Raw genomic sequence first — 13209 nt, 5'->3', positions numbered from 1 at the left:
ACATAAATCATGAAAAATCAATCATTACGGTTATTTGCTACTTTGGTATTTACACTAGCTGCATTTGGATATGCACATGCACAAAACAACGACATCAAGGTTCCTTTGTCAAATCCTGGCAAGAGTGGACATCTTAAAATTGATGTAGTACATGCAGAGGATATTGAAGTTGAAGCTTACGATGGACAAGAAGTTATAGTAAAATTTGATAGCGACGACGACGACAGAGATCGCGTAAATCGACGCAACGGATTACGTAGAATATCAACCAATGGTGTTGGTCTTGAAATCACAGAAGACAACAACAAAGTTGATATCCGAGCAGATGTAAATTCACACGACCTTGAGTTAAAGGTGATGGTTCCAAGAAACTTTTCTGTGAAAATAAACGCCGTACATGGTGATGTTACCGTGTTAGCCGTAGAAGGAGAAGTTGAGATAGAATCGGTGAATGGGGATGTAGAGATGAACGGCTTATTAGGAGCTGCTCTCGTAAATAGTGTGAACGGTGATATTGAAGTTCGCTTCTCGAAAGTGAAAGCAGGAACACCAATGTCGTTCACTGGAGTAAACGGTGATATCGAAATTAGCTTCCCAGAAAACACAAAGTTTTCAGCTCGCATGAAAACGGAATGGGGCGATATCTACACCAACTTTGATATGAACATCAATCAACAGCCTAATAAAACAGAAGTATCTAAGAACAAAGGCAAGTACAAAGTTTCTGTAAATAAATGGGTTTACGGAGACGTGAACGGAGGAGGACCTGAATTCCTATTCAAGACTCTTCACGGTGATATATCAATTCGTAAAAATTAGTAAAAGGGGGTAACGATTTACCCCTTTCACTCGTCTACACTTACAAATACAGCCTTTCTGTAAAATCATGTGGTACAATATTTTACGGCTGGGTGGAATACATCAAAGAGACAAAAAGTTATGCGAAAATCAGCTATTTTATTACTATTAATGTGTGTGTGTTTCGGGGTGAATGCTCAAAGTATCGAGCCCGCAAATACAGAAGCTACTGAGTACGTAAGCAACTCAAAAACCGATTATCGTTTCGGTTACGACATGAACCCAACCATGGATGCCCTTCGCATTGAGGATGCAGGCATCATCAAATTAGATGGGTTTATAAACGAAGCCATTTGGGCAACAGCTCCTGTTGCTACTGGGTTTACCCAACGAAGCCCTAACGATGGCAGCCAAGCCACCCAAAAAACAGAAGCTAGAATTCTATACACCGATAAAGAGATTTTTGTAAGTATCATGGCTTACGATACAGCTCCTGATTCTATTATAGCATCACTTTTTAGAAGAGATGGAAACGAATCATCTGATTGGGTATATGCAAGTTTCGATAGCTATAACGATAAAAGAACGGCATTTACATTTGCTGTAAATCCAAGAGGTGTTCAAAAAGACGTATTGTATTTTGATGACCAAGGGGAAGATATCTTATGGGATGCTGTGTGGGAAGCATCCGCAAAAATAACAGATCAGGGTTGGTCGGTTGAAATGAGAATACCTTTATCTCAACTTCGATTTAGCTCCAAAGATGATATTAAATCTTGGGGTGTGAATTTCCAAAGAAGAATCGCTCGTAACCAAGAGTTTAACTTTTGGGCTCCAACACCTCAAAATGAATCGGGAATGGTTTCAAAATTCGGTCGCTTGAATGGTATTCGTGATTTAGAAGAACCTCGGAGATTAGAAGTGATTCCTTATACATCGTCAATTCTAGAACGTGCTCCTGGGAATCCTAACAACCCTTATTATGAGAAGAACGATTTACAAGCGAACATTGGTGGAGATATTAAATATGGCCTTACTTCTGATTTAACACTAACGGCTACTTTAAATCCTGATTTTGGGCAAGTTGAAGCTGATCCTGCTACTATAAACTTGTCTCAGTTCGAGCAGTTTTTCCCTGAAAAAAGACCTTTTTTCTTAGAGGGAAGTGAAATTTTCAGATTTGGTGGAACCAAAACAATGAATTCATTTGGTAACCCAAATACATTCTACTCTAGAAGAATTGGTCGTGCCCCTCAAGGTAGTTTAAGCCGAGCCAATAACTATTCCGGGAATGGCTTATATGATCCAAATACTAGTGATGAAGTGTACACCAATGTGCCAAACCAAACTAGCATTTTGGGAGCTGCAAAGTTAAGCGGTAAAACTCAATCAGGCCTATCTGTTGGTGCACTTTATGCTTTAACCGCTGAGGAAAATTCACCATTTACGGCAATTGGAAATTCAGGTTCGCAAAAGGGTGAGTTTGTTGTACAACCAAGTAATAACTATTTAATTACACGTTTGAAGCAAGACTTTAACAGTGGAAATACGGTAGTAGGTGGTTACTTCGCGGGAATGAATAGAGATATTGATGGTACCTATTTTGAAGAATACTTGAATAAATCAGCTATGATTTCGGGTTTAGACTTTGAGCATAGTTTTAAAGATAGAACTTATGTTATAAGTGGTACAGCTTCGGTAAGTAACATCATTGGTACCACGGATGCAATAACTCGAGCTCAACGTGCCCCTCAAAGATATTATCAACGTGTTGATTCCGATGAATTATCGGTAGATGCTAACAAGACATCACTGTCTGGTTTAGCCACTGAATTGAGTTTCCAAAAGGCAGGTGGTGATCATTGGAAGTGGTCGGTTACAGGTTCAATGGTAACCCCTGGATATGAAACCAATGATATAGGATTTCAGAATAGAGCGGACTATAGAGCCATTAATACGGGTCTGGAGTATGCAGAACGCAATCCAAAACATTTCCAGTTTTATGTTTTTTGGTTGTTCTCGAACAATGCATGGAATTTTGACAATGATCAAATTGGTCGAAATTATAATACTGGTGCATTTTTTGAATTGAAGAACCTATGGTCGTTTAACTACAATCTAAATGCGAATTTTGATACATATTCAGATCGTTTTACAAGAGGCGGTCCCGTATTCAAAATGCCAGGAAGTTTCAGTTTTAACTTCAACGTTACTTCTAATAGAAATAAAAAAGTAAGTGGTGGATTTGGTCAATTTCACAGAAACGATCGTGTAGGAGAGTATGATCATTATTATTGGGGATTCATGACCTTCCGACCAACTACATTTATGCAGTTAACTATTTCACCTGAGATAGGTGTTCAAAATGATGTAGATCAATATATCAGCACTAGAGCACGTGATGCTGCAGCAAACGATGAAGATTTGACCTATGGAAATAGATATATCTTTTCAGATATCCGCCAAGCAAATTTCTCAGCTCAATTCCGTTTGAATTGGACATTCAATCCTAAAATGAGTTTACAGACTTATGTTCGTCCATTCATCGCTGCAGGTAAATATTCAAATCTTAAAGAATTCAACAAACCAGGTGACTTCGGATTTGATGTATACGGCCAAGATAAAGGAACGGCTACTGTTAATGCTGATGGTTCAACAACGATTGACCCTGATGGAAGTGGAGGGGAGGCCCCATTTACCATTAGAAAGCAAGACTTTAACGTTCGTTCGCTTCAAGGTAATGCGGTATTTAGATGGGAGTATCGTCCAGGTTCTACTTTATTCTTAGTTTGGCAACAACAAAGAAGTGGATTTAGTCCTAATGGAGAATTTAACTTCGGTCGCGATTTCCAAAACCTATTCGATCCAGAACCAACCAATGTATTCTTAGTAAAATTGAGCTACTGGTTTGGTACTTAATAGCTTAGAATAATTTATCAGATTATTGAAAAGGGAGCCGATTTATCGAGCTTCCTTTTTTTATATAATTTGTAACAGCGCTCGGTGTGAACCCTCTTTGCTTAGAAGAAAGAGAAAAAGTAAAGGGGTAAAAATCAGCGAGTATGTTTGAATTAAAGTACAGGAGAGCTATAGCTACTTTTTTAACTATAGCGATGTATTCTCCATTTGTTAATAGTCAGTCTAAAGGTGATATAGCAAAACCATCTTTAGATGCTTATCGGTTATCGGCAAATGAGAGTATAAAATTAGATGGAATTTTAGATGACCAAGTATGGAGTAAAGCCGATAAACAAGCAGAATTCTATCAACGTTTTCCATTTGATGGACAACCCGCTTCAGAGAGAACTGAAATTCAGGTCGCTTATTCTCAAGAACATATTTTCATAGCTATAAAAGCATTCGATTCCGCTCCTGATTCCATTGCTTCATCCCTATTCAGAAGAGATGGTTCAGAATATAGTGATTGGGTATATGTTAGTATAGATAGCTACAATGATAATAGAACGGCCTTTACCTTTGCCGTAAATCCAAGAGGTGTTCAAAAAGATATCCTGTATTACAATGATGATGAAGAGGATATAAGATGGGACGCGGTATGGGATGCTTCAACTCATATAGACACAGATGGTTGGAATGCGGAAATTCGAATTCCCCTTTCCCAAATTCGATATACCACAAACAAAGATATACAAGAATGGGGTGTTAACTTCCAACGAAGAATAGCTCGAAAAGAAGAAGTTTCTTTCTGGTCTAGAACCCCTAGAGAGGAATTTGGTCTCGTATCATGGTTTGGTGATTTAAAAGGTATTCAAGGGCTACAAAAACCGATGCGCTTAGAAATATTACCCTACGTTTCTGCTAGTGATAAACGTGCACCCAAACCCGACCCCGCCTTTGGAGAAAATGATCCTTTTTATGATAAGAATGATCTGAAATTTAAAATTGGTGGCGATTTTAAGTATGGAATTTCCTCAGATTTCACTCTTACAGGAACAATTAATCCTGATTTTGGACAAGTAGAAGCCGATCCCGCTACAATAAACCTTACCGAGTTTGAAACGTTCTTTGAAGAACGCAGACCTTTTTTCTTAGAAGGAAATGAGATTTTCAACTTTGGTTCTACAAATTCTCAAAACACCTATCGTACGCATCAAAACTTTTATACACGTCGAATAGGTAGATCACCATCTGGGCAATCTTTTCAAGCAGGAATTCCAGCAACTTTTCAAGACCGACCACATCAAACTACCATTGCTGGCGCGGCTAAAGTAAGTGGTAAAACGAGTAATGGGTTATCGCTGGGAATTTTAAACGCATATACCCTTGAAGAACAAGCGAGATACTATGATGCCAATAACGATGTGAAAGGGAAGTATATAATTGAACCTGCTACCAACTATTTGGTAGGAAGAGTGAGACAAGATATTTCAGAAGGAGATGCTTACCTAGGTGGTTTTGGTAGCGCTGTGAACAGAGATATGAGCGACACCTACTTGAACGATTACCTACATGATTCTGCTTATCAAATCGGTTTTGATGGGGGCTATAGTTGGGCAAACCGAAATTGGGGCGCTTATGGTGCGCTTTCATTTAGTTCGGTAAATGGTGATAAACAAGCTCTATTGCGCACTCAAACGAGTTCAGCCAGGTACTATAATAGAGTAGACTCTGATTATCTATCCGTTGATACAGATAAGACTAGTTTAACCGGGTATTCTGGTGAGTTTAGTGTGGGTAAATTTGGAGGAGCTGGTTTGAAATACTCCTTTACCTATACTGAAACTAGTCCTGGTTATGAAATCAATGACATTGGATTCCAAGAACGAGCGGATTATAGAGCACCACACTATTATGTGGAATACTTAAATGTGAATCCTGATCTCTTCAGATTTTATCTGTTATGGGCATTTGGCGGACATGCTTGGAATTTTGATGGTGATATGATCATGAACTTCTATAGTACTGGAGCTTACATACAGTTCAATAATTTGTGGACATTGACTTATACGGGAGGGTTTACGGGCAAAATATATAATGACCGTATTACTCGTGGTGGTCCCATAATGAGAAGACCTAAGGATTGGAATAGTCGAATTGAAATCGGTTCTAATTCTACCAAACCCTTTTATGCTACCTTTGGTAGTTCCTATCGAGCGGATGCATCTGGTGAATTCACAACGATGGTATTTTCAACAATGAATTACCGCCCAACAGGATACCTCCAATTTTCTATTGCACCAACTTTCCTCACGGAGCTGAATACGGATCAATATCAGGCTTTTGGTGATTTTGATGATGATCCCGAATTGGATTATCTCTTTTCTGATTCAAGAATAGACATCTTCTATACTGATATAAGATTGAATTGGACTTTTACACCGAAACTGAGTCTGCAAACGTATGTAAGGCCACTTTTTTATACAGCTGACTTCTCGAGATATAAAACCTTTGAAGAAAGAAAAACATACAAGTTTAATGAGTTAGATGCCTCTGACCAATCAGCGTATGAATCTTTAGCTGATTTTGACTACCGAGTTTTACAAGGCAATGCTGTGTTGAGATGGGAATACAGACCGGGTTCAACATTGTTTTTAGTATGGCAACAAGAACGCGATGAATACCTTGGTGGACAAAGCTTTTTTGAGCCATTTAAAAGCACTCCCGATTTATTTAAAGCAGAACCAACGAACATCTTTCTCATAAAACTTAGTTACTGGTTCGGTAACTAAAGTGCTTAATGTTCATAATAGTTTTTGTATTTTTGAGTTATAAATTCAAAAAAATAATTACAGAAACACTATGATAAACCAAGCTCAGTTAACAGCTGAAGAAGTTAAAAGCATTCAAGCAAGCTTTTTAAATAAAGTATACTTGTGGATGGGGCTCGCATTAACTGTTACGGGTATTGTTGCCATGCGAGTAGCCGATTCAGGTGCATTCATGTCGATGTTTAATGGCACTGGAAGCAAAGCACCGTTTTTCATTCTTATCGCAATTGAACTAGGTTTAGTGGTATGGCTATCGGCTAGAATTGATAAGATGAGTTCAGGGTTTGCTACAGCTTTGTTCATCTTATACTCAGCGTTGAATGGTGTTACACTATCGGTTCTATTCTATGTGTATACTTCCGCATCTATAGCCTCTACATTTTTTATTACTGCGGGGACCTTTGCAGCAACCAGTGCTTATGGGTATCTCACAAAGAAAGATTTGAGCTCTATGGGGGGCTTTTTGATGATGGCACTAATAGGCTTAATTATCGCTTCATTAGTGAATATATTCCTAGCAAGTTCAGCTCTATATTGGTTAATTAGCTATGTTGGTGTAGGTATTTTTATAGGCTTAACAGCTTACGATACTCAGAAAATTAAGAAGATGAGTCTTGAACTCACGCTCGATTCAGAAGCTGGCAAGAAAGGTGCAGTGATGGGAGCTCTAGCACTTTACCTTGATTTCATCAACATGTTTATCTTTTTACTCCGAATATTCGGCGATCGCCGATAGAAACTAAAAGCCCTCAATGAGGGCTTTTTTTTGCTCCTATTATAATTCTTGCAGTACTTGATCTAATTCGGTTCGAGTAAATATTTCGCCATTCAGCATTACCCATTCAATTGATTGTGTATGCTTTATCTGCTCTAAAGGATTTTCATTTAGGAAGAGTAAATCAGCTTCTTTCATTGCTTCAATAGAACCGTATTGGTTCATCACCCCAAAGAACTTAGGACCATTTTGAGTAGCCATTCTTAAGGTTTCTATCTCAGAAATACCCGTTGAAACAATCACTTCTAGCTCTTTATGAAGTGAATGACCTGCATACACATAGGAATTATACGCTCCATTATCAGAGCCCGGTAAAATCATAATGCCTGCTTCGTGCATGGGTGGGACCATGGCTTTAAAATGTTCATTCATCGTTGCTTCAAATGCATTTGCAGCGTCATTTCTACGTAGTGCTGAATTTAAACGACGAGCATAAGTTTCTTGAATACCTTCACCAATAAATTGAAGCATCTCATCATCTGAATGATCTACTTCATGCAGGTAACTTAAAATGTCATCGATATAAAGTGTGGGAACTACGGCAACATTATTCTCTGCCATTTTTTGAAATAGTAGTGCGGCTTTTTCTTCATCATATGAATTCAATAATTCTCGAACAGCTCCCCAAAAGCCAAGCTCACCATTTCTAACTTGTTCAGTTATTTCTTCTTCTTTTGATGATGCCCCTTTCATTACATAATACAGATGGTCTACTCCATCTAGTCCGGCGTCAATAGCATCTTCAAACATAACACTCATAGGCATATGTCCGGTGGTTTTTAATCCCCTAGATTCGGCTTGTTTAAGGATCTCTAAGTATAGTTCTTCACTTAATCTACTGTCATAAATCTTAACATAATCAGCGCCTAAGGCTTCTAATGAATCAAGTGCGCTAGAAACATCTTCCACAGATGTGAGCTCCAATGACCCTTCCCAAGTTGAATTAACTCCATCTATTTTTGGTCCACTTGTAAAAATATAAGGGCCAACCAATTCATTGTTCTGTGCTTCTTTCCTCCACTTAAGTACTTGTGGGGTGAGGTCACCTCCAGCATCTCTAACAGTAGTAACACCATGAGTAATATAGAGAGGAAGTAATGCTCGGTTTTCTTCGATTAAAGCTTCTCCACCTCTCAAATGGATATGCATATCCCATAGCCCTGGAATTACGAAAAGCCCACTAGCGTCAAACTTATTTTTTGTATCGTAGCTGATGTATCCTGTTTCGAATACCTTCGAAATTTTACCATTCTCAATTAAAATAGATTGGTTTTCCAATATGGAACCTGTTTCAAGGTCAATAATGGAAGCATGTTCAATCAGTTTATGATCAGGTGAAAGGCGTGTGCAGTTAATACTCAGTAGTACAACAATAGAGCTAAGAAAAAGCAGATGTCGGAATCCCATAGATAAAAGAAATTATGCAGTAATGATTTATGAATTGAGCTATGTAAATAGCCTAAACAAACTAATTAATTCTGAACTTAATATAGCATCAGAACTATAATAGGTGAATGATAAAATAAGGAAGTCAGTTTTAAAGCGTATGAAAACCCAAGAACAGATTTATAGATGGATTACCGACGAAGGGGAGGAAAGAGTTTGTGAGGCCATTAGTGAAGATCAATGTGAGGAAGTTCCGGGTAATTTTTTAAAGAATTCGCTGAGTGGTTTTAGCTCAAAGTTAGCCGAACAATTAGTAAGCCCAGGTGTAACACTCCCATGGATTTTATCGGTACTTGGTGCATCATCAGGCTTTGCGGGCTTACTTGTTCCCTTAAAGAATGCGGGTTCCTTACTCCCTCAATTACTCGTTTCAGCTAAGATCCGTGCATTTGCGAAAAGAAAGAATTTCTGGGCATACTCCGCTTTCTTCCAATCTATAATGGTGGCGTGTATGTTAATAGCATTTTTGTTGTTTGAAGGAGATAAAGCGGCACTTATTATCGTTTCAGCATTATTTTTATTTAGCATTGCTAGTGGTGTGGCTTCCGTTAGTTTTAAAGATGTGATGGCGAAAACAATACCAAAGGGTAGAAGAGGACGCCTGCTAGCCACTCGAGCTACAGGAGGTGGTTTGCTAACTTTAGGAGCTGGGCTTGTACTGTATTTTTTTATGAGTGGCAGGTATAGTGAACAGTCCATTCTCATTTTAATCGCCTCTGCTTCCGTGTTATGGTTTATATCAGGAGCTTTCTTCTGGAGCATCAATGAAAAGGCAGGGGCAACAGAAGGAGGTAGGAGTCCCATTGAAGAACTATCCAAAGGCATTGAGTTATTAAAAGAGAATACAAACCTTCGAAATTTTATTATTTCGAGAGCTCTATTGATGGCCATTCCTCTCGCTCAGCCCTTTTTTATTTTATATGGAAAAAGACTAACGGATGCCGACTTAAGTGGTTTAGGTTTATTAGTGATTGCTAGTGGAATAGCGGGCTTTATCAGTAGTCCTTTTTGGGGCAAGTTTGCTGATCGTTCTAGTCGGAAGTTGATGATGGTAGTAGCTTTTTTAGGGATACTCAACATCGCATTAGTAATGGGGTTTTCGCTGGTTGCTAATGAATATCAAACCATTGCTGTTTTTGCTCCTCTCATACTTCTAAATATGATGATTCATGGGGGAGCTCGTTTAAGTAGGAAAACCTATTTGGCTGATTTCGCCCCTGAAGACGAACGCCCTTTATACATTTCTTTATCAAATACCTGTATTGGATTATTTACGGTGGTAGCTGCAGGAATTGGATTTATTGCTGAATTATTTAGCATTCAGGCTTTATTTGTTTTCTTGATGATGATGCTGATAGCAAGTATGGCTTATAGCTTCTCATTGAAAGAAGTTTAAAATATTTTGAGCCTCATAATCCTTATAAAGAAGTTGAAAAAGTGATATCTTGTCGGATTCAGAATTTTTCAAATTTCGCTAATAGAATCTAAGTATGAGTGAGTCATCATCTACAAAGCCCGGATTTTGGGATCGAGTTGGTATTGGGCTTTCAGGTATCTGCGCAATTCACTGTTTATTAGTGCCGGTTGTAGTTGCTTTAATTCCATTGTGGCCAGCATTTGAAGAGATTCATGAATACACTCACCTCGTTTTTTTCTTAGCCATTGCACCAGCAGTATACTTATCACTGAAACGCAAACATGAATCAAGAGCCGTAAGTGTTTATTTAATTACTGGGGTAGTAATTATTTTCTGCGCATGGTTTTTTCATGAATATTTAGGGGAACTCGGTGAAGCTGGAGTGACTCTTATCGGAAGTATTTTATTGATAAAAGGCCATTGGTTAAACTACAAATCAAAGTTGCAGGCTTAATAGTTATTCCCAACGAGAAAGCTTCTCTTTGATTTCATTAAGAGCGTACGATTTATTTTCTAGCGTATTTGCAACCATATTTAAGATTCGAGCGGCGCCTCCCCAGCTTAACGTTACCCCTGCTCCGCCTAAACCGTAATAATGAATCATGAGTTGATCTTGAAGTTCCTCGACTTCAAGCTTTAAACCATTTTTCTTATCTCGAACATATCTATAGGCTACTATCTCTGTACGTTCTTGGTAGCTATCTAAATTGATTCCAAAGGTATTCGCAATGATTTCTTTGTTAAGCTCTGTGATTTGATGAGGAAATACCATTTCGGCATCTGATTTTGGAGCCCATCTCCCTTCCTTATCGATTGTGCCTACAAACCTACTACCACCTAAGATCCAGCCATCCTGCCGAGGGTAACAATACACATCCAATGCTTCTCCGTCGATATTAGTATAGGTATCAACACCAGGAGTTAAATTATAGGATACCGTTTTACCCGTAGGTGATTTCAGTAATGGTGCCCCTTTGATCTTAAGAAGATGTCCCAATTGTAAGTAAGGGGAAGAATGTTCTTTTTTTAGGCTTGAAGCACCTACTCCCGTACAATTGATAATGATTTGTTCCTGAAGTGGGGGGCTATTTAAATCAATTTTTTGGGTAACACTTTTTCCACCAAGTTGATGGTAGTAATCCAATAGTTTTTTAAAGTAAATACTCCAGTCGGCAAAGTAACAATCATACTTCCAGCCCGATTGTAGATCTAGATGAGGGATGTTTGGAAACCAAGAAAGCTTTTCAAACATCTCAAAATTTTCCATGTGATGAGCATATTCAGGCACCGAAACATGGTTGTTATATAGCTCATAATGTTCATGAATGCCTACACCATGTGAATCATTATTTGCTAGTTCTTTAAATAATGCCTGGCTGACTTCAAATAAACTACTTAATTCATCATGAGAAACGGAATGAGGAATTACAGATGCGGATGGGTATAAGCTAGCGTAAGCGGGATTAGACTTTTGCGTAGCTGGGAAAAACTCAGAGTAAATAGTTACTTCAAATCCAAAAAGTTTTAACAATGTTGCAGTAGTGATACCCGATATTCCCGCACCTATAACAGCTATTTTTGAAGAATTGTATTTATTCATTTTATTGAATCGAAATTATTACAAGGATTTAATAGACAAATAGGTGTTGGATGTCGTAGTATTAGGCATTAAAATCACTACAGCTAGGTTTTGCAGCATTGATTAAAGGAAGGACTTTACTCATAATTTTTATTCTACCCATACTCGTAGTTTCGTGTAAAGATATTGCCTACGAAGATACGGAAGTATATCCTACAGTTATAGAAAAACTCAGTGAAGATGAATTAATAGCGCGAAATCAACGCTATCATCAACAAAATAATAATAGGATTTGTTCGACTCTAAATGAATATGGATATACTGGATTCAGCAGAGTTTTATTTCAAAATGATATTAACCCTTGTTTAACGGGTACTTTTCCCAAAGTTCACCTTCCTTATCAAAACTCATTGCTTGTACAAGCCAAACAAAGTCTAGTTTATAATTCAGAATTCACCAATGTTGAGGCAAGTAATTCACTAGTTCTAAAAGAAACCCTTCCGTTAAATGGTTGTACGATTTGTGAGGGTCCAAACATTAATAATGTTCCCCTTCAATGGAAGTTCACCTTTCAAGAACAGCAAATGAACGGTGTAGAAGTTGAAGGAACTGAAATAAATGTATATGTAGATTCGTATGGTGTAAATAGGATTTGGGGGAATTGGTATACATTCAACGATCCCGGATTTACTGAAGTTGGTTATCTTGATGCGCAGAATAAGATTCTAAATATGGAATTGAGTTATCAAAACGAGAATCAGCAGACGATTAGACAGACTATTACAAACGAGCATTTGACAGAATCTCCTACCTTAGCTTTCGTTCCAATCCCTATAGAAGATGGATTGGCTATCCATAAATGCTGGATAGTTCCGGTTAAACTATCACAAAGTGATAGCACAAAATGGCATGTGAAAGTGAGTGTGAAAACTGGGGAAGTTTTATCTGTAGAAATACTTTAATTATTAAAAAATTTAGCTAGATTGACAGCTTATAAATCGACAGTTAGAGTTCACTAATGAATTTAAGGCCTAAAATTGGGTAGACGATAACTGTTTGAAAAAAGGATGGTAAATGAATAATAGTAAAAAAGTCCTCATAGTTGAAGACGACATGATCATTTCTCTAGTTGTTGAGAATATGATTCGTGAATTAGGACATCAAGTAGTTGGAAAAGCGATCTCAGGTCCAGAAGCAGTAGAACTAGCTATAAAAGAGAGCCCCGATATCTTACTCATGGATATCCGTTTAAAAGGTGAAATGGACGGTATTGAAACTGTTGAAAAAATTAAAGAACAGATAGATACTGCGGTGATTTACCTTACCGGGAATTCTGACAAATTGAATTACGAGCGAGCTAAAAGCACAAATTTTACAGATCTTATTGTAAAGCCATTTACGATTGGAGATTTAGATAAATCACTTAAGCTTGTTGACTAATTTTTTGAATCTTTTTTACTCTTGA

Annotated in this window: 10 protein-coding genes; 8 read left to right on the top strand and 2 right to left on the bottom strand. The window is 37.9% G+C overall.

Going from position 1 to position 13209, the window contains the following annotated elements:
* Positions 1 to 9: 9 nt before the first annotated feature.
* From B155_RS0107710 to B155_RS0107695, 4 genes are all read left to right on the top strand, one after another.
* Positions 10 to 819: a DUF4097 family beta strand repeat-containing protein gene (locus B155_RS0107710; protein ID WP_018127684.1), complete on the top strand. Its 810-nt coding sequence runs from the start codon at positions 10 to 12 to the stop codon at positions 817 to 819.
* A gap of 120 nt (positions 820 to 939) precedes the next feature.
* Entirely contained in the window at positions 940 to 3717 is a 2778-nt protein-coding gene (locus B155_RS0107705) for a DUF5916 domain-containing protein (RefSeq protein WP_018127683.1), read from the top strand.
* 143 nt (positions 3718 to 3860) lie between these two features.
* Positions 3861 to 6488: a DUF5916 domain-containing protein gene (locus B155_RS13160; RefSeq protein WP_157464807.1), complete on the top strand. Its 2628-nt coding sequence runs from the start codon at positions 3861 to 3863 to the stop codon at positions 6486 to 6488.
* 70 nt (positions 6489 to 6558) lie between these two features.
* The gene (locus tag B155_RS0107695; RefSeq protein ID WP_018127681.1) at positions 6559 to 7263 is read left to right on the top strand and encodes a Bax inhibitor-1/YccA family protein; all 705 of its coding nucleotides are present in this window, start codon (positions 6559 to 6561) and stop codon (positions 7261 to 7263) included.
* A 39-nt stretch (positions 7264 to 7302) separates the two neighbouring features.
* Here B155_RS0107695 and B155_RS0107690 read toward each other — a convergent pair whose 3' ends face one another.
* The gene (locus B155_RS0107690; protein WP_018127680.1) at positions 7303 to 8709 is read right to left on the bottom strand and encodes an amidohydrolase family protein; all 1407 of its coding nucleotides are present in this window, start codon (positions 8707 to 8709) and stop codon (positions 7303 to 7305) included.
* A gap of 139 nt (positions 8710 to 8848) precedes the next feature.
* Here B155_RS0107690 and B155_RS0107685 point away from each other — a divergent pair, with 139 nt between their 5' ends.
* Both B155_RS0107685 and B155_RS13155 read left to right on the top strand, forming a co-directional pair.
* The gene (locus B155_RS0107685) at positions 8849 to 10144 is read left to right on the top strand and encodes an MFS transporter (protein WP_018127679.1); all 1296 of its coding nucleotides are present in this window, start codon (positions 8849 to 8851) and stop codon (positions 10142 to 10144) included.
* 94 nt (positions 10145 to 10238) lie between these two features.
* Positions 10239 to 10619 (top strand): MerC domain-containing protein, encoded by a 381-nt coding sequence (locus tag B155_RS13155; protein ID WP_018127678.1) that lies wholly within the window; start codon positions 10239 to 10241, stop codon positions 10617 to 10619.
* A gap of 3 nt (positions 10620 to 10622) precedes the next feature.
* Here the strand turns inward: B155_RS13155 and B155_RS0107675 are convergent, their stop codons facing one another.
* The gene (locus B155_RS0107675) at positions 10623 to 11765 is read right to left on the bottom strand and encodes an FAD-dependent oxidoreductase (protein ID WP_018127677.1); all 1143 of its coding nucleotides are present in this window, start codon (positions 11763 to 11765) and stop codon (positions 10623 to 10625) included.
* Positions 11766 to 11863: 98 nt separating this feature from the next.
* Between B155_RS0107675 and B155_RS0107670 the strand changes: the two genes are divergently transcribed.
* Together B155_RS0107670 and B155_RS0107665 are read left to right on the top strand one after the other, a co-directional pair.
* A complete protein-coding gene (locus tag B155_RS0107670) occupies positions 11864 to 12706 on the top strand; it encodes a hypothetical protein (protein WP_018127676.1) in 843 nt (280 codons plus the stop codon).
* Positions 12707 to 12818: 112 nt separating this feature from the next.
* A complete protein-coding gene (locus B155_RS0107665; RefSeq protein ID WP_018127675.1) occupies positions 12819 to 13184 on the top strand; it encodes a response regulator in 366 nt (121 codons plus the stop codon).
* Positions 13185 to 13209 lie beyond the last annotated feature (25 nt).

The organism is Balneola vulgaris DSM 17893 (assembly GCF_000375465.1).
Classification (GTDB): domain Bacteria; phylum Bacteroidota; class Rhodothermia; order Balneolales; family Balneolaceae; genus Balneola; species Balneola vulgaris.
Note: the sequence above shows the minus strand (reverse complement) of the source record. Positions and strands in the feature narration are given on the sequence as shown.

What these genes read in the sequence shown, in the direction of transcription:
- B155_RS0107710 (WP_018127684.1), top strand. Translation starts at nt 10, where the DNA reads ATGAAAAATCAATCATTACGGTTATTTGCTACTTTGGTATTTACACTA.
- B155_RS0107705 (WP_018127683.1), top strand. Translation starts at nt 940, where the DNA reads ATGCGAAAATCAGCTATTTTATTACTATTAATGTGTGTGTGTTTCGGG.
- B155_RS13160 (WP_157464807.1), top strand. Translation starts at nt 3,861, where the DNA reads ATGTTTGAATTAAAGTACAGGAGAGCTATAGCTACTTTTTTAACTATA.
- B155_RS0107695 (WP_018127681.1), top strand. Translation starts at nt 6,559, where the DNA reads ATGATAAACCAAGCTCAGTTAACAGCTGAAGAAGTTAAAAGCATTCAA.
- B155_RS0107690 (WP_018127680.1), bottom strand. Translation starts at nt 8,709, where the DNA reads ATGGGATTCCGACATCTGCTTTTTCTTAGCTCTATTGTTGTACTACTG.
- B155_RS0107685 (WP_018127679.1), top strand. Translation starts at nt 8,849, where the DNA reads ATGAAAACCCAAGAACAGATTTATAGATGGATTACCGACGAAGGGGAG.
- B155_RS13155 (WP_018127678.1), top strand. Translation starts at nt 10,239, where the DNA reads ATGAGTGAGTCATCATCTACAAAGCCCGGATTTTGGGATCGAGTTGGT.
- B155_RS0107675 (WP_018127677.1), bottom strand. Translation starts at nt 11,765, where the DNA reads ATGAATAAATACAATTCTTCAAAAATAGCTGTTATAGGTGCGGGAATA.
- B155_RS0107665 (WP_018127675.1), top strand. Translation starts at nt 12,819, where the DNA reads ATGAATAATAGTAAAAAAGTCCTCATAGTTGAAGACGACATGATCATT.